This window comes from Empedobacter sp. UBA6305 (assembly GCF_002440405.1).
In the GTDB taxonomy this organism is placed as follows: Bacteria; Bacteroidota; Bacteroidia; order Flavobacteriales; family Weeksellaceae; genus Empedobacter; species Empedobacter falsenii_B.
In genome coordinates, this window is the sequence record NZ_DJTP01000013.1 from 1 (window position 1) to 18,054 (window position 18,054).

Here is an 18,054-nt window from a genome sequence, read left to right on the forward strand (position 1 = left end):
TGGGTATACGTCGCGCTTTAGACTGAACGTTTTAAGCTTTACGCATCTCCAGACTATGTTTTATAAAACAAGAAGCTTCCAATCAGTAAATAAGAGGCTTCTAATTAGTCAACAAGAAGCTTCTTCTTGATAAAAAGGAAGCTTCCTTTTTACAACTAACTCAGAACTTACAACTCATAACTCGATAACACTCCTTTGTAGATTTTTATTGTCAGTCTTAAATCTTATGTCTTATAACTTATTACTCAAAACTCAGAACTTAAAACCCGCGTTAGGGATAGTAGTGTAAATCCTTTTGTAGGAGTTGGATTTTCTGTAATCACTTCTAATCTTCTTTTACAAAAGATTGGAACGGATAGCCCAACCGAGCGATTTGCATTAGCTGTGTTTGTATTATTTTGGTTATTTTATAAATAATATAAATGGAAGGCAAAGAGCGAGGGAACGCCCAAATAATTACAAAAAAAGCCCAACCGAAGTTGAGCTTTTAAAATATAGATGAAAGGGTAATAATTTACTCGCCTAAATATGAAACTGTCTTAGAATCTCCTTCAACAGTAACTTTAGTCAAGTTATATTTTGCTAAATTTTTCATTGATTTGTCCCATTTTTTACCGCTTAAAGCAGCTTGAGATTTTAATTCATTCAAATCAATGTTTTCGTTAGCTTTTAAAATTTCAATAATTTGAGTTTCTTCTTCTGTCAATTCGTAAGCTGGTGCAGCTTTTTCTGGACGCATTTGAGGGAAGAATAAAACTTCTTGAATAGATGGATTATTTGTTAAGAACATAATCAAACGATCCATTCCGATTCCTAAACCTGATGTTGGAGGCATTCCGTATTCTAATGCACGTAAGAAATCTTGGTCGATAAACATTGCTTCGTCGTCACCTCTATCAGCTAAAGCCATTTGTGCTTCAAAACGCTCACGTTGATCGATTGGGTCATTTAACTCAGAATATGCGTTAGCAATTTCTTTTCCACAAACCATTAATTCGAAACGCTCAGTTAATTCTGGATTATCACGGTGCTTTTTAGTCAATGGAGACATTTCTTTTGGATAATCTGTAATGAAAGTTGGTTGAATGTAGTTTCCTTCACATTTTTCACCAAAAATTTCATCGATTAATTTTCCTTTACCCATAGTCTCATCAACCTCGATCCCCATTCCTTTAGCAGCTTCAAATAATTCTGCTTCAGATTTTCCATCGATATCAAATCCTGTAAAATCAATAATTGATTGACGCATTGTTACACGTTTGTAAGGTGCTTTGAAATCAATTTTATGTTCTCCGAAAGTTGTTTCAGAAGTTCCATTAACAGCAATTGCACAATGTTCTAATAATTGCTCTGTGAAATCCATCATCCAGTTGTAATCTTTGTAAGCAACATAAATTTCCATTGCTGTAAATTCTGGATTATGCGTACGATCCATTCCTTCGTTACGGAAGTTTTTAGAAAATTCGTAAACACCATCAAAACCACCAACGATTAATCTTTTTAAATATAATTCGTTCGCGATTCTTAAATATAATGGAATATCTAATGCATTATGATGTGTAATAAACGGACGAGCTGCTGCACCCCCAGGAATCGATTGTAAAACAGGAGTTTCTACTTCCATGTATCCACGATCGTTGAAGAAATTACGCATTGCGTTGAATAAACGTGTACGTTTTAAGAAAATTTCTTTCACGTGAGGATTTACAACCATGTCTACGTAACGCATACGGTAACGCAATTCTGGATCTGTAAAAGCGTCAAATACATGACCTTCGTCGTCAGTTTTTACAATTGGTAATGGACGTAAAGTTTTTGATAACAAAGTTAATTTTGTTACGTAAACAGAAATTTCACCTACTTTAGTTTTGAATTCATATCCTTCAATTCCAATAAAATCTCCGATATCCATCAATTTCTTGAAAATTGTATTATACTCAATTCCTTCTTCAGACGAAGAAATATCATCTCTCGAGATATAAACCTGTACACGACCTTCGCTATCTTGTAACTCAGCGAAAGAAGCTTTCCCCATTACACGAACACTCATCAATCGTCCGGCAAGCTTGACAACCTTTCCTTCTTCGTACTTTTCCTTAATTTCTTTAGAATTAGAAGTTATCACGAATTCTTCGGCAGGGTAAGGCTCAACGCCTAAGTCTCTTAATTGTTGTAGTTTTTCTCTACGAATAATTTCTTGTTCAGACAATTGCATAGTGAATATAATTTATATAAAATGAATGCAAAATTATGAAAAATAATCTTGATTCACGAAGTTTTTATGATTTAATAATGTAAGAATTATCAGTATTGATGCGAGTTTTAGTCTACTAACTCAAAACGGCGCTCTAATGTATAATCTGTATCTTGAAATTTTACCTTTTTGGTTTCGATACTATATGAAATCCAACCGTTATCCTTGATACGCGAAGTCGTTTTAACATAATATTTTATGTCGTCTTTCAATCTATTTTCAGAAGGCTGTTCTGTACCTAATTTTGTTGCTAATTCTTTTAGATAAGTATACCAAGAATTGGCCAACCAATCTTTATCGGCTTCCTGAAAACTTGACATAATGTAATTGGTTTGCGAAACTCCAATCTCATTCAATTTCAATTCTGTTGTAGCTGGAGTGGGAGAAGTGCTAAATAAATTGTCCATGTAAGATTGATAAACAAATGGCGCACTTTCTAAAGTAAAATTACTTTTTCCATAAAAATGATGGAATTGACGAATGTCTTTGTCAAATAATTTAACAATACTTTCTTCTGTAGAATATTGTTGAAGATTCTTTTTGATTAACGCAATCGCAGTAGGATTATCCAAATATTTATTCTCTAAATCTTCTGAAGATAAAACCAATTGTTTAATCGTTTTATCTAAATCTGTATAACCTAAAAATCGTCCGTCTTGATCTATTTTAAAGGAAATCGAAACATTATTAACTAACGAAAAAGGATTATTTAAAAATGATTTTGAATTGAATTGTATATTTCTGAAATTCCACTTTACAATGGTTTCGTTTTGATAAATATTTTCAACTTGAATAATAACGTTATAAGTATATTGTTCTTGATGCGAAATCGTGTCATCTTCCAATTTCACTTCACTTGTTGTTACATTATATCGTTTTTCGTTTCCAATATTCCAATATGTTTTGGGAAAAATAATCGTTTCCTGCGGAGCATTAAAAATGGTATCATTTTTAACAACCGGTGAAATTGTATCTTGAATAGGATCTTGGGCAAATATTTTTATCGAAAAAAATAGAAAAAACAGATAATATGTAAAATTAATTTTCATTTATAAGTAATCAAACTAATTCAAAAATAGAGCAAATTATCTAAAATGAAGTTTGAAATTCGTTAAAAAATAAAATTTAGTCATTTAAAAGTTTTATACTTAATTGATTAACTGTTTTCTTAGAACCAATATTTAAGCTAAATAAATATTCAGATTTGATTAAAATTGAATTCAAATCGTACGTATTTTCATATTTCACTTTTAATTCAACTGTTTCTGAATATTTTTTGATTTCTTTTTTTACCTGTTCTTGCGACAAATTCAGTTTAGCATCATTCAACATATAATACGCCATTTCTTCCCATAATTTCTCAAAATCATCTTTGCTCAAATTTTGGTCAGAAGCAATTGTATACGTACCTTTTTCTTTGTTGATATCTTTTAGATAAGTATTTGTGGTAGAAGAAATTGGAAATCCAAAAATATTTTCCTGTACAGATTTTCCTTCATATGTTTCACCTAAACGAAAATATTGTCCATTAAAATAATTGAAAACGTGAATTTCTTGCTCAAAAACATAGGGAACATATGTTTTCGATTTGACCATTTCCTCAATGTACGCAATATTTGCCTTATAATCATCAGATTTTTTGCGTTGTTTACCAAGTTTATCTGTTATTTTAAGCAATTTTTCTTCAATCTGAGGAACATTTAATAATTCTAAAAATTCTCCAGAAGGATTTGTTGTGAATTCGTACTCTATTCCTTCAGAATTATTGATAAAATCGCGGTAAAATTCATCAGGATCATTGGATTGATTTTTACCATTTACAAATGTATACTTATTGGCAAAATCATTCTTGTCAACCAATTCCATCGATTTATTTGATTGGTTGATGACTTTAGAAACCGTATCATTTACAGAAATCGAAAAGTTACGATCTGTAAATGAGTAGTTATATATTTTGTTTAATTCTAAATTTGGTTTTACCTGTACAGATTTTTCTTCAAAATTCACCTGCGCAAAAATGGCAGGAGAGTATAGTAAAATCAAGGTAAATAGGCTTGTTTTCATTCTCTCTAAAAGTTGTACAAATATAGAATGATTATTGAATATCCAAGTTATTTATTGAACGAATCATTGTATCAATTGGCTTAGTTTCCGAAATTTCTTTTTCCATCAAAGTTCCACCGATTTCTTTCAGCTTTTTAACCTGCGGAATAAATCGATTTTCTAGTGAACCTATAGCTTTATTGTAACTTTGGGTTGCTTGGTTTAGATTATGACCAACCGTCGCCAAATGTTGTATTAAAACATTCACACGATTGTATAATTCTATTCCAGCATCTCGCATTTGATATATATTTTCCGCAACATTTAATTGTTGCCAGCTAAACGCAATTGTGCGAAGCATTGTAATCAAAGTAGTTGGTGTTGCAATAATTATTCTATTGTTTAGTGCATCTTCTATCAAAGTTCGCTCCAATTCTAACGCAGCACCAAAAGAACTTTCAATTTGCAGATACATCACCACATAATCGGGTGCTTCTGTGTATTGATTCCAATAAGCCTTAGAACTCAAATTCTTTAAATGTTCGCGTACAGCTTTCGCGTGCATTTGTAAATGATGTTTTCTTAAATTCTCATCTTCCGTTTCAAATGCAAGCATATATTGGTTTAATGGAACTTTAGAATCGACAATTACTTTTCGATTTCCAGGAAGATTAACGATTAAATCCGGGCGAAGCAAACCATTTTCGGACTGAACAGAAGTTTGTTCTTCAAAATCACAAAAAGATGACATTCCAGCAAATTCAACGACACGACGCAATCCAATTTCTCCGTATTTTCCTCTTGTGTGTGAAGTTTTAAGAGCAGAAACTAATGTATTGGTTTCTTTTTGCAATTTATCAGTTGTACCACGCATTGAATCTAAGAAAACTTTAATTTCTGAATAAGCGCCTTCTCGAGCTTTTTCTATTTCGGATATTTTTCCGTCAAATTTATTCAAGCTTTCATTTAATGGTTTGATTAACGAATCAATCGCTTGTTGACGTTTTTCTAAATCGTTTTGAGAATTAGAAAAATGTTTATCCAATGTTGTTTTCGCTAAATCAAGAAATTGTTCGTTATTACTTTTCAAAACTTGAGCTGAAAGTGCTTCAAATTGCTCTTTTAATCGTTCATTGGTTTCGAGCATAAACGATTTTTGCTCCTCCACAGCTTTCATTGCTTCTTGATGGCGAACCGTTAATTCTGTATTTTTTTCGCGCTCTTTTTGCCATTGATCCAAATTGAAATTTGCATCATCTTTTATTTCGATAAATTCATTTTTTAGCGAATCATATTGTTTCTGAAGTTCTTGGTGTTTTATTTCATTTCCAATTATGGCTGAATTTGCTTTCGATTTTGAATATAAAAAACTGATAACGGCTCCAATGATAAAAAAAAGGATGGATGAAAGTATGATTGCGCTGTTCATAATCTTAAAATTTAAACAAAGGAACGATTTTATACGACACAATATGTCGTTATTAAAAATAAAATCATAAAAAAACGATTTCTAAGAATTGTTTTTTCATCTTAAATTAATTGTTTTGATCTCTTTAGATAATTTTTGTGCCTTTTATAAAATTAATGTTAAGAAAAAAGACAGCTTGAAAAAGCTGTCTTTGTATGATCATAAATGAATAGAATCTTGGGATTCTGTCCTTAAATTATCTTTTGTTTCGAAGATAGAATTTTTGATGATTTGAGAACTTTCGTTCAAAATTGGTAAAATCTGGCTTTCGTCTTTTGTTTCTTTAAATCCTAGTTCTAAAATCGGATCGATATAATACAAAATACTTGATGTTAAAAGTAAAGAGATTATTAATCCTAAAGCCGCTCCACCAAATCGATTAATGATTCCTAAACCAACTGCTTCTACTGTTTTTTGTGTTAAACTTGACGCTAATTTTATTGTGAAAAAAGCAATTGCAAATGTAATAACTAACGCAACCAAAGAAGTTAAGCTATCTGCAACAATGTTGTAAGAATCGACATAAACTTCGATGATTTGATAAAATTTAAAACTGAACCAAATTGCTACAAAAAAACCGACTAACCCAATTAATTGAGAAATAAAACCTTTGAAAAATCCGTTGATAAAACCAAAAGCTAACGCAATTAAAATCAGAATATCAAGTTGATTGAAATCAGTCATTAAGCGTTTTGTAATTGATGTTTTTCAGCGATTTTTTTCAATGTTCCAACTAAGACATCAATATCTTCTTTAGTTGTTTCGTATGAAAAAGATACACGTAAAGGCGTCATTTGATCAATTTCTTCTTCTGTGTACAATGTTTGCATAACTAATGAAACTTTTGCTGCACCAGAACTGCAAGCACTTCCTTGTGAAACAGCGATACCAGCTAATTCTAATTCGAATCCGATTAAGGCATCATGAAATGGTAATTTGATGCTTAATAATGCATACAAACTTTTGTCTAAATCATCTGATAATCCATTGAAAGAAACGCCTGGAATAGCTGCTTTTAATTGATCGATTGTATATTGTTTAATTTCTTTGATGTGATTAACATGAGCTTCTAACTCATCAATTGCTAAATCAAAAGCTTTTGAAAGTCCAACAATTCCGTATACGTTTTCGGTACCAGAACGCATTCCTCTTTCTTGTCCTCCTCCAGCAATCAAGGCTTTTAAATGCGAAGCTTTTTTTGCATATAAAAATCCAGCACCTTTTGGTCCATGAATTTTGTGTGCTGAGCAAGAAGCGAAATCCATTCCCAAATCTTGGAAATCTAAATCGTAATGACCAACTGTTTGCACCGTATCTGTGTGGAACAATGTATTATTTTCTTGACACAATTGCGAAATACGTTTAATATCTGTTAAATTTCCAATTTCGTTATTAGCATGCATCAAAGAAACCAATGTTTTTTTAGATTGATCTTTAACTAATTCCTCTAATTGAGCATAATCAATGTCTCCATTTTTTTGAATATTGATGCGGATTACTTCAACTTTTCCACGATATTCTAAATCTTTGATACTTTCTTGTACGCATTTGTGTTCCATATCCGAAGTAATGATACGTGTAACATCTAAATCATTTACACAAGAACGTATAATCGTATTGTTAGATTCTGTCCCACAAGAAGTAAAATAAATTTCGGCAGGAGAAATATTTAAACGCTGCGCAATGTTCTTTCGAGCCATTTCTATAAGTGCCTTGGCTTCTCTACCAAAAACGTGGGTAGAAGATGGATTTCCGAAAACATTTTTCATCACATTTGCCATTTCGTCAACTACTTCTGGACGAATTGCTGTGGTTGCTGCATTGTCTAAATATACTCTTTGCATTATCGATTATTTACTGTATTGTTGTTTACTTTGAGGTTTTGAACAACAAATTTAAGTAAAATGTAAGGATTGAAAAAGTAAAATGTTATTTAAAACGCATCAAGTCCGAAGACAAAAATCTCCACTCAGGTGTAAGAAGTATGCCTTCTTTTGCAATATACCATGGTGAGATTAAATCGTTGCTTGGATTAGAAAGAATATGAATGTCTTGACTTGGATAATAACTTTGAGCCAAAATGAATATATTATTCCCATTTTTATCTTTCGCTAAATCAATTACCATTACAGCATGACTTTTTATATTTCCCTTTTGAAAAAATACATCGCCAATTTGAATCTCTTTGATAGAGATTGGTTTTAATAATTCAGCAATTGTATTTGAATTTGTATTTTCTAAATAATAGATCAAATATTGCATGTATTTCGTATGAGAATAATCTCCTTTTACATAGTCAGTGTAAGGAATTGGCTTTGTAGAAATTTTAGACAATTTATCTATTTCATTGTATTTTTTCGAACGGAAGAAATACTCTAAACGCAAACTCATCATCGCATTTGCATTAAACTGTACATTTTTTTTGGGTTGTTCTAAATCTAAAACTCCTACATATATATTTGGATTAGATTTTTTTTGACCATCAAAAGAATAAACAGCTGTATTATTGTTTTTGAGCGGAAGGTTATTTATCCATTTACCAAAATCTGTATAATTTTGATTCCTTTCATAATTTGGAGGTGTATCAAATCTCTTGAAAATCTTTAATTCACGTGTATGAACTAAACTACTTTCTTCATTTTCAAGCAATTCATTATTTGAAGATGATTTTAAAATCTGTGTGTTACAAGATGATAAAATGGTAAAAAACGATAGAGTTAAAAAAAATGTATTCTTAAAAATTTTCATTGAAATGTTGAAAAAAACGTGCTATTCTTTGGTTAAGAGTTGAATTTGATCTCTTAATTCGGCTGCTTTTATAAAATCTAAATTTTTTGCAGCATTTTCCATTTCTTTCTGCAATTTTTGTACCAATTTCTCTTTATCTTCTGTCGAATAATTTTCATTAATCTCTGCTGCTTGTTGAATCAAATGTTTTTGTTCGTAAGGATTTTCTTCAAAATCTGCTGCAGCTAAACTTAGTTTCGTTATTTTTTTGTTTAAAGCTTGCGGAACTTTATTGTGATCTTTGTTGTATTTCATTTGAATTTCACGACGACGATTTGTTTCATCAATCGTTAATTGCATACTATCTGTAATTCTATCTGCGTACATAATCGCCAAACCATTCACGTTACGAGCAGCACGACCAACCGTTTGCGTTAAAGAACGATGACTTCTTAAAAAACCTTCTTTATCAGCATCCAAAATTGCTACTAGAGAAACTTCAGGTAAATCTAAACCTTCTCTCAAAAGATTAACTCCAACCAAAACATCAAATAATCCAGCGCGTAAATCAGCCATAATCTGAACACGTTCTAATGTATCCACATCAGAATGAATATAACGACATCGAACGCCATATTTTGTCAAATATTTCGTTAACTCTTCCGCCATTCGTTTCGTTAAAGTAGTGACCAAAACACGTTCGTCTAACTCTACTCGTTTATTGATTTCTTCCATCAAATCATCGACTTGATTTTGTGTTGGACGAATTTCAATAATTGGATCTAATAATCCTGTTGGACGAATGACTTGCTCTACAACAACTCCTTCCGATTTTTCTAATTCATAATTCGCAGGTGTTGCTGAAACATAAATCACTTGATTTTGTAAAGCTTCAAATTCTTCGAATTTTAACGGACGATTGTCCATTGCAGCTGGAAGTCGGAAACCATATTCTACTAAATTCTCCTTGCGCGAGCGGTCTCCACCATACATTGCATGAACTTGAGAAACTGTAACGTGCGACTCATCAATCACCATCAAATAATCTTCTGGGAAATAATCTAACAAACAGAATGGACGAGTTCCTGGTTCGCGACCGTCTAAGTATCTCGAATAATTCTCGATTCCAGAACAATATCCCAATTCTTTGATCATTTCCAAATCGAATTCAGTACGTTCTTGCAAACGTTTTGCTTCGAGATGTTTTCCGATTTCATGATAATATTCAACTTGTTTACCCAAATCGATCTGAATATCAGCAATTGCACCATTTAAAGTGTCTTTAGAAGTAACAAAAAGATTGGCTGGATAAATATTAATTTTATCTAATTTAGTTGAAGTTTTACCTGTTTCTACATTGAAAACTGAGATTTCTTCGATTTCATCACCAAAGAAATTAATTCTGATTCCATCATCCGCATAAGCAGGGAAAATATCTAATGTATCTCCTTTAATTCTAAAATTTCCGCGTTGAAAAATACCTTCTGTTCTCGAATATAAAGCTTGGACTAATTTATGCAAAAAAGCTGTTCTCGAGATAATTTGCCCCGTTTCAATCTGAATCACATTTTTATGAAATTCTGTTGGATTTCCAATACCATATAAACACGAAACTGAAGCCACAACCAAAATATCGCGACGACCAGAAAGTAGGGAGGAAGTTGTACTTAAACGAAGCTTTTCAATTTCTTCATTAATTGATAAATCTTTCTCAATATAGGTTCCTGATGAAGGAATGTAAGCTTCTGGTTGATAATAATCATAGTAAGAAACGAAATATTCGACTGCATTATTCGGAAAAAATTCTTTGAATTCCATATACAACTGTGCCGCCAACGTTTTGTTATGTGCCAAAACTAAAGTTGGACGTTGCACATCTTGTACAACATTCGCGATTGTAAATGTTTTACCAGAACCTGTAACACCCAAAAGTGTTTGATAACGATCATTATTTAGAATACCATTTGATAATTCTTCAATAGCTTTTGGTTGATCACCAGTTGGCTTGAATTCAGAATTTAATTGAAACTGCATTCTACAAATTTACAAATTATTCAGATAAAAAAGGATTGTTATGAATTGTGATTTTACATAGAAGTTGATAAAAAATAAAAAGGCGACTTTAAGTCACCTTTTCATCAAAACCACAAAAAAATGAGAAAACTGTTTACTTAGTAAACAAACTTCCTTCCATTATTACAAGCTATTGCCCGCTATAACCATTGCAAATATATGTCGGTTTTCTGTGCGTGCACAATAATTTGTAATACTTTGTTTTATTGGTGTCGATAAAAGTTATTTATAATAGTGTTAAAACGTCTGATTACAACGTTTTCGTTGATTTGAATAAACTTTATAGTGTTAAGTTTACACTAGCGAATTTTCGCTAAATTCCATAATTTATCTAATTCGGAAATGGTTAAATCAGCTATGTTTTGACCATTTTCTTTCGCGATTTCTTCTAATTTCTGAAAACGTGTGATAAATTTTTTGTTCGATCTTTCTAAAGCATCTTCAGAATTGATGCCATTAAATCGTCCATAATTAATCAAAGAAAATAAAATGTCACCAAATTCCATCTCTTTATCTGTTGGATTTTGTTCTTCTTTGAATTCATTAATTTCCTCGATAATTTTATCAAAAACTTGATCAGAATTTTCAAATTCAAATCCAACACCTTTTACTTTGTCTTGAATTCGGTAAGCTTTTACCATTGCTGGGAGAGAAGTAGGAACGCCAGAAAGTACAGATTTGTTACCTTCTTTTAGTTTGATTTGTTCCCAATTTTGAAGCACCTTTTCTTCTGTATTTGCTTCTACATCGCCGTAAATATGTGGATGACGATGAATTAATTTGTCACAAATACCATTTAAAACATCAGCAACATCGAAGTTGTTTTGTTCTGATGCGATTTTAGAATAAAAAACTAGGTGAAGAAAAACATCACCTAGTTCTTTTTTTATTTCATCCGAATCTTTTTCGATGATGGCATCCGAAAGTTCATAAATTTCTTCGATAGATAACGTACGCAACGTTTCCATTGTTTGTTTACGATCCCACGGACATTTTTCACGTAATTCATCCATTATATCCAACAATCTTTCGAAAGCCTGTAATTGATCTTTACGTGTATTCATCTCTAATTATTCAGCGTCTTTATCTTTTTTTGCTGTTGTTTTTTTAGCAGCAGTTTTTTTAGCAGGTTTTTCTTCAGCGTCTTTTTTGTCAGCAGCCTTTTTAGCAGGAGCTTTCTTTTTTGGTTTTTCTTCCACAACAACTTCTTCTGTAGCTTCTACTTCAGCAACAGGAGCTTCTTGTGCTTGTTGAGCAGCCATTGCAGCTTCTACAGCAGCTAAGTCGATGTTTAATAATCCGTTTTTGTGTAAGATATTATACCATTGGAATAATTTTTTCAAATCAGAATCATAAACTCTTGAATCGTCATATTCTGGTAAAACTTCTTCCATATATTTACGCAATTCTGCACCAGAAGTTTTGTAATCGATCGTTTCTCCTCCGTTTTCTTTTTTGTAAATTCTGAAGAAAACTTCAGCCAAAGGAAATTCTTGTGATACTCCGTAAATAGCAACGTTGTCTAATAAACTAACATTGTAGTTAGAAGCGATTGAGATTTTTTTACCTTTTTCTAAATCTTCAACAACAAAACCACCTCTTGTTTGAGAAACTAAACGGTATAATCCTGGTTTTCCTGAAATTGCGATAACTCTTGATAAATCCATATTCTATTATGTTTAAGGGTCTATGAAGGGAATTTCATTTTGTAACTCGTGTTTACTTTCCCTTTTGTTATATTTTTTAATTTATTACTTATTAATTTCTTTTTAAAGCTCGAAATATAGTCAATAAAAAGCTTTCCTTCCAAATGATCGTATTCGTGTTGAATAACTCGAGCGCGAATATCCGAAAAAGTTTCGGTATGTTTCACCCAATTTTCATCAAAATATTCTAAAGTTACCGATTCTGGACGTGTTACATCTTCGTGAATGTGAGGAATACTCAAACATCCTTCTGTAAAAGCCCATTCATCACCTTCAGAACTACTGATTTTTTTTGGATTGATGAAAACTCGTTTGAAATCTTTTAATTCATCTTTTACATCATCATAATCTTCATCTTCTTCGAAAGGCGAGCAATCAACAACAAATAAACGTATATCTTTCCCGATCTGAGGCGCTGCGATACCAACTCCGTTAGAGTCATACATTGTATCGAACATATTTTGGATCAGTTCTTGTAAATTTTTATAATCTTGATCGATTTCTTGTGAAACTTTACGCAAGACAGGATCTCCGTAAGCTACAACTGGTAATACCATTTTCTGATCTTTTTTTATTAATTTAACGGCAAAGATACAATTTGTTATAGTTTATGTGATAAAAATGATTGTAAAATTATTACGGCACTCACTTTATCGACCATTCCTTTTTCTTGACGTTTTTTCTTTTTCATTCCTCCAGCAAACATTGCTTGAGAAGCCATTTTTGAGGTAAACATCTCATTTTCACGATGAATTTTAATCAACGGAAATTGTTCAGAAAATTTTTTCAAAAAAGGTTGAATTTGATTTTCAATCTCATTTAATTCTCCTGAAAAACGAACAGATAATCCAACTACAAGGTCAGAAACGTTTTCTTTCTCGATATATTGTTTCAAGAAATCCATCAATTTTGATGTATCAATTGTATCAACTGGCGAAGCTATAATTTGCAATTCATCGGTTACGGCAACGCCTGTTCTTTTTCCTCCGTAATCTAACGCTAATATTCGTGACATTTGGCAAATTTAAAAAAACGATTCAATAATAAATAATCTCTATGAAATCCCTTGATTATAATTTTTATATTTGTGGCTATTATTAATAAAGATGGAGAATTTAAAACAAATCATAGAAAAAGCTTGGGACAATAGAGAATTGTTACAAGAAGAGTCAACACAAATTGCAATTCGTGAAGTAATTGAGTTAATCGATAACGGACAATTACGTTGTGCAGAACCAGTTGGAGAAGATTGGCAAGTAAACGAATGGGTGAAAAAAGCAGTTGTAATGTATTTCCCAATTCAGAAAATGGAAACTTTAGAAGCAGGAATTTTTGAATACCATGATAAAATGGAATTGAAACGTAACTATGCTGAAAAAGGAATTCGTGTTGTTCCAAATGCTGTTGCCCGCTATGGTGCGTATATTTCTTCGGGAGTTATTTTAATGCCTTCTTATGTAAATATTGGTGCGTATGTGGACGAAGGAACAATGGTTGATACTTGGGCTACTGTAGGTTCTTGTGCACAAATTGGTAAAAATGTTCATTTATCTGGTGGTGTAGGAATCGGTGGAGTTTTAGAGCCATTGCAAGCTGCGCCAGTAATTATTGAAGATAATGCGTTTATCGGATCTCGTTGTATCGTTGTAGAAGGAGTTCGTGTAGGTAAAGAAGCGGTTTTAGGAGCAAATGTTGTGTTGACAGCATCTACTAAAATTATTGATGTAACAGGTGACGAACCAGTAGAAATTAAAGGTTATGTTCCTGCTCGTTCAGTTGTAATTCCAGGTTCTTATACAAAGAAATTTGCTGCAGGTGAATACCAAGTTCCATGTGCTTTGATCATCGGAACTCGTAAAGAGTCTACAGATAAAAAAACTTCATTAAACGATGCATTACGCGAGCATAATGTGGCGGTTTAAGTAGAATAAATTTTATAAAATATAATCCTCAGCAGTTTTGTTGAGGATTTTTTATTTTCGAATCAAACATATTTTAGTAGTTTTGCTTTATAACTATGTTTTATGAAAATTTTGATTATCCAACACAAGATGATAGGCGATGTTTTAATCACATCATTGTTGTGCGAAAATATCAAAAGAGCTTATCCAAATGCTATTGTTGATTATTTAATCAATAGTAATACTTTGCCTGTTTTAGAGAATAATCCATACATCGATCATAAAATTGTTTTCGATGAAAAAGAAAACAAAGGCTTGATGAATTTGATTAAATTCTCGAAAAAAGTTAATCAAAATAGATATGATATTGTAATTGATGCTTACTCAAAATTACAGAGTTGGGTAGATGTTTTTATCAATAATGCACCAAAAAAAATATCGTACAAAAAGATTGGAAGAACGTTTTTGTATACAGATAATGTAGAAAAACATGACGAACCAAATTCATATTTAGGTTTAGCAATCGAACATCGTTTGTCTTTATTGAAGCCTTTAGGAATTGAAATTCCTTTGGCAACAGAACCGAAATTGTATTTAACAGAAGAAGAAATAAACTTTGCGAAAGATTTATTTGAAAAACATCAAGTTGATTCTACTCGTAAATCAGTTATGATTAGTTTACTTGGTTCTGATCCTTCAAAAACTTATCCGTTGAATCAAATGGCAAAAATGGTTGATTTTATTGGTCAACATTATAATGTCAATATTTTATTCAATTATTTTCCGAAACAATTATCGCAAGCAAAAGAAGTATATAATCAATTATCTGATGAAACCAAATCGAAAGTTTATTTTGAATTGTTGGGTAATGATTTGCGCGAGTTTATTGCAATTGCAAACGAATGTGATGTGATTGTAGGAAATGATGGAGGAGCAATTAATATGTCCAAGGCTTTAGGGAAAAAATCGTTTATTATTTTTTCTCCTTGGATTGATAAAAAAGTTTGGGCAACTTTCGAAGATGGAATTCATCACACAAGTGTTCATTTAAAAGATTATTTTCCTGAAAAACTTGGAGATTTAAACAATCGTCAAATAAAAAAACAAGTTGATGAATTTTATTCAATCTTTGATTTCGATTTGTTTAAAGAAAAGTTAGAATATTTCTTATCACCATTAATAAAATAAAAACAGAAATTTTGAGTTTCTATTTATAAAATTAGATTACTATAGAGAATGTCTACTAAAATTTCTGCTCTACTAATTACACTTAACGAAGAAAAAAACATCAAAAGATTTCTTGATGAGGCTAGTTATGCAGATGAAATAATAATTGTAGATTCATATAGTACAGACAAAACGGAAGAAATTGCATTCCAAAATCCAAAAGTAAAGTTTGTAAAACGCAAGTTTGATAATTTCACAAATCAACGAAATTATACACTTTCTTTGGCAAAAAATGATTGGGTCACTTTTTTTGATGCAGATGAAGAACTTTCATCTGAATTAAAAGAAGAATTAATAAAGAAAGTAAATTCAAATTTACAGGATGTAGCTTTTATGGCTTATCATTCATTTTATTTTAAGAATAAGAAAATAGAATTTTCTGGTCAGCAAAATGTGAGAGCTGTTCGTCTTTTTAGAAAATCTAAATGTAGATATAAAGATGGTTTGATGGTTCATGAATTATTAGAATGTGATGGGGCAGTAGGTGATTTGGAACAAAAAGTGAAACATCATACGTTTATTGATGAAGAATATTATTTAGATAAACTTAATAGTTATTCTCGCTTACGAGCACAAGAACTTCGTCTCAAAAATTTGAAACCATCATTTTATCATTATACCATAAAGCCTGCTTATCGTTTTTTCAATTATTTTGTGGTGAGATTTGGTTTTTTAGATGGAAAAGATGGTTATACAATTGCAAAACTACATGCAATTTCTGTTGCAAATCGTTATAAATATTTGGACGAAATTTATAGAAAAGAAAATCAAAACTTAGGTTAAATAAAGAAGTTTGAGATTTTATTATACATTTGTCATACATTAAAAATAATACAATGAAAGCATATGTTTTTCCAGGACAAGGCGCTCAATTCTCTGGAATGGGTAAAGACTTGTACGAAAATTCTGAAATCGCAAAAGAATTATTTGACAAAGCAAACGAAATCTTAGGATTTGATATAAAATCAATTATGTTTGAAGGTTCTGCTGAAGACCTAAAACAAACAAAAGTTACGCAACCAGCAGTTTTTTTACATTCTGTTATTTTAGCGAAAATTTTACCAGATTTTAAACCAGAAATGGTTGCAGGACATTCTTTAGGAGAAATTTCTGCTTTAGTTGCAAATGGAACTTTAGACTTTGAATCTGGATTAAAATTAGTTTACAAACGTGCTTTAGCAATGCAAGCTGCATGTGAAGCTAATCCATCTACAATGGCTGCAATCTTAGGGTTAGAAGATAAAATTGTAGAAGATGCTTGTGCAGAAATTGATGGAGTTGTAGTGGCTGCAAATTACAATTGTCCAGGTCAGTTAGTGATTTCTGGAGAAATTGAAGCGGTTAATGTAGCATGCGAAAAACTGAAAGAGTTAGGTGCAAAACGAGCATTAGTTTTACCAGTAGGAGGAGCTTTTCACTCACCTTTAATGAAACCTGCTGAAGAAGAATTAGCACAAGCTATTGAAGAAACAACATTCAATACTCCAATTTGTCCAGTTTATCAAAATGTAAGCACAACAGCTGTTACAGATCCTGCTGAAATTAAGAAAAACTTGATTGCTCAATTAACTGCTCCAGTAAAATGGACGCAATCTGTTCAAAATATGATTGCTGATGGTGCGAGTGAATTTATTGAGGTTGGACCAGGAAATACTTTACAAGGTTTAGTGAAAAAAATAAACAGAGAGGTCTCAACTTCTTCGGCACAAATCTAAACGAAATGAAAACATACCGTTCCAATGGAAAATTATTCCTTATCGGGGAATATATTGTGATTGATGGGGCGAAAGCATTTGCATTGCCCACAAAATATGGGCAATGTTTGTTTGTGGAAAATTCATCAGAAATAGAAAATTTAATCACTTGGAAAGCAACTAAATTTGATAATTCTATTTGGTTTGAAACTAAAGTTAGATTGAATGATTTAGAAATAATTTCGTCTACAAATGATAAATTAAGTCAATCATTACAAAATATTTTAAAACAAGCTAAAATTTTAAATCCTGATTTTTTTGATTCTAATAACAGTTATCAATGTTTAACGAAGTTAGAATATCCGCAAGAATGGGGACTGGGAAGTAGTTCGACTTTGATTGATTTGATTAGTCAATGGATAGAAATAAATCCGTTTGAATTAAATCAATTAACCTTCAATACAAGTGGTTATGATATTGCATGTGCGCATCATCATCAGCCCATTTTGTTTTCGAATAATCCTATCGAAGTAGAAGATTTAGAATTGAATTGGAATTTTAAAGATCAACTTTATTTTGTTTATCTTAATCAAAAGCAAGATACACAAGCCGTTGTTGGAAATCATTATAAGAACAAATCAAAAGATTGGAAAATGATTCAAGAGCTTTCTGATTTGGTTGTTCAAGCAACTAAAGTTGAGAATTTAACTGATTTAGAATCTATTTTAGATGAATATCAAGAACGATTAGGAGATTTTATGCAAATTTCGCAAGTCAAAGAATTGCATTTTCCTGATTATTTAGGAGCTGTAAAAAGCCTCGGAGCTTGGGGCGGAGATTTTGTTTTAGTGACGTATAGAGAAGGAATGAACGATTATTTTAAAGAAAAAGGATATGAGATTATTATTCCGTTTTCTGAAATGATAAAATAACAAAAAAGCAGATTTANNTAAATCTGCTT

General features: G+C 31.5%; 17 protein-coding genes. 5 read left to right on the forward strand and 12 right to left on the reverse strand.

What is annotated here, in order from left to right; translation table 11 throughout:
- Positions 1 to 514: 514 nt before the first annotated feature.
- The 12 genes from lysS to ruvX all read right to left on the reverse strand — a co-directional run bounded on the left by lysS (position 515) and on the right by ruvX (position 13,286).
- Positions 515 to 2,215, reverse strand: coding sequence for a lysine--tRNA ligase (gene lysS / locus B3M86_RS03235; protein WP_291076152.1), 1,701 nt, complete (start codon positions 2,213 to 2,215; stop codon positions 515 to 517).
- A 107-nt stretch (positions 2,216 to 2,322) separates the two neighbouring features.
- Positions 2,323 to 3,303, reverse strand: coding sequence for a hypothetical protein (locus tag B3M86_RS03240; protein WP_219034726.1), 981 nt, complete (start codon positions 3,301 to 3,303; stop codon positions 2,323 to 2,325).
- A 76-nt stretch (positions 3,304 to 3,379) separates the two neighbouring features.
- On the reverse strand, positions 3,380 to 4,318 hold the full coding sequence (locus B3M86_RS03245) for a hypothetical protein (RefSeq protein ID WP_114999803.1): 939 nt from the start codon (positions 4,316 to 4,318) through the stop codon (positions 3,380 to 3,382).
- Positions 4,319 to 4,349: 31 nt separating this feature from the next.
- Complete coding sequence (rmuC, locus tag B3M86_RS03250; RefSeq protein WP_286496433.1) at positions 4,350 to 5,726, reverse strand: DNA recombination protein RmuC; 1,377 nt, start codon at positions 5,724 to 5,726, stop codon at positions 4,350 to 4,352.
- Between the two features lie 198 nt (positions 5,727 to 5,924).
- Positions 5,925 to 6,449 carry a CvpA family protein gene (locus B3M86_RS03255; RefSeq protein WP_286496127.1) on the reverse strand — a complete coding sequence of 175 codons (525 nt, stop codon included), beginning with the start codon at positions 6,447 to 6,449 and terminating at the stop codon, positions 5,925 to 5,927.
- Positions 6,449 to 7,609, reverse strand: a complete 1,161-nt coding sequence (locus B3M86_RS03260) for a cysteine desulfurase family protein (protein WP_125350150.1) — start codon at positions 7,607 to 7,609, stop codon at positions 6,449 to 6,451. Before B3M86_RS03260 ends, B3M86_RS03255 begins: the two co-directional genes overlap by 1 nt.
- An 85-nt stretch (positions 7,610 to 7,694) precedes the next feature.
- On the reverse strand, positions 7,695 to 8,513 hold the full coding sequence (locus B3M86_RS03265; RefSeq protein ID WP_286496128.1) for a DUF4846 domain-containing protein: 819 nt from the start codon (positions 8,511 to 8,513) through the stop codon (positions 7,695 to 7,697).
- A 21-nt stretch (positions 8,514 to 8,534) separates the two neighbouring features.
- Entirely contained in the window at positions 8,535 to 10,526 is a 1,992-nt protein-coding gene (gene uvrB, locus B3M86_RS03270) for an excinuclease ABC subunit UvrB (RefSeq protein WP_286496129.1), read from the reverse strand.
- 338 nt (positions 10,527 to 10,864) lie between these two features.
- Positions 10,865 to 11,629 carry a nucleoside triphosphate pyrophosphohydrolase gene (gene mazG / locus B3M86_RS03275; protein WP_114999814.1) on the reverse strand — a complete coding sequence of 255 codons (765 nt, stop codon included), beginning with the start codon at positions 11,627 to 11,629 and terminating at the stop codon, positions 10,865 to 10,867.
- Between the two features lie 6 nt (positions 11,630 to 11,635).
- Positions 11,636 to 12,232 carry a DUF5606 domain-containing protein gene (locus B3M86_RS03280; protein ID WP_038333500.1) on the reverse strand — a complete coding sequence of 199 codons (597 nt, stop codon included), beginning with the start codon at positions 12,230 to 12,232 and terminating at the stop codon, positions 11,636 to 11,638.
- A 20-nt stretch (positions 12,233 to 12,252) separates the two neighbouring features.
- The gene (gene def, locus B3M86_RS03285; protein ID WP_114999818.1) at positions 12,253 to 12,828 is read right to left on the reverse strand and encodes a peptide deformylase; all 576 of its coding nucleotides are present in this window, start codon (positions 12,826 to 12,828) and stop codon (positions 12,253 to 12,255) included.
- 44 nt (positions 12,829 to 12,872) lie between these two features.
- The gene (ruvX, locus tag B3M86_RS03290; protein ID WP_038333513.1) at positions 12,873 to 13,286 is read right to left on the reverse strand and encodes a Holliday junction resolvase RuvX; all 414 of its coding nucleotides are present in this window, start codon (positions 13,284 to 13,286) and stop codon (positions 12,873 to 12,875) included.
- 91 nt (positions 13,287 to 13,377) lie between these two features.
- On the opposite strand from ruvX, the gene B3M86_RS03295 reads away from it, so the two are divergent.
- The 5 genes from B3M86_RS03295 (at position 13,378) to B3M86_RS03315 (ending at position 18,025) form a co-directional block, all read left to right on the forward strand.
- On the forward strand, positions 13,378 to 14,193 hold the full coding sequence (locus tag B3M86_RS03295) for a 2,3,4,5-tetrahydropyridine-2,6-dicarboxylate N-succinyltransferase (protein ID WP_125350148.1): 816 nt from the start codon (positions 13,378 to 13,380) through the stop codon (positions 14,191 to 14,193).
- Between the two features lie 129 nt (positions 14,194 to 14,322).
- On the forward strand, positions 14,323 to 15,360 hold the full coding sequence (locus B3M86_RS03300; RefSeq protein ID WP_291060438.1) for a glycosyltransferase family 9 protein: 1,038 nt from the start codon (positions 14,323 to 14,325) through the stop codon (positions 15,358 to 15,360).
- 48 nt (positions 15,361 to 15,408) lie between these two features.
- Positions 15,409 to 16,182: a glycosyltransferase family 2 protein gene (locus B3M86_RS03305; RefSeq protein WP_286496131.1), complete on the forward strand. Its 774-nt coding sequence runs from the start codon at positions 15,409 to 15,411 to the stop codon at positions 16,180 to 16,182.
- Between the two features lie 53 nt (positions 16,183 to 16,235).
- On the forward strand, positions 16,236 to 17,114 hold the full coding sequence (fabD, locus tag B3M86_RS03310; protein ID WP_114999826.1) for an ACP S-malonyltransferase: 879 nt from the start codon (positions 16,236 to 16,238) through the stop codon (positions 17,112 to 17,114).
- A 5-nt stretch (positions 17,115 to 17,119) separates the two neighbouring features.
- On the forward strand, positions 17,120 to 18,025 hold the full coding sequence (locus B3M86_RS03315) for a GYDIA family GHMP kinase (protein ID WP_286496132.1): 906 nt from the start codon (positions 17,120 to 17,122) through the stop codon (positions 18,023 to 18,025).
- Positions 18,026 to 18,054 lie beyond the last annotated feature (29 nt).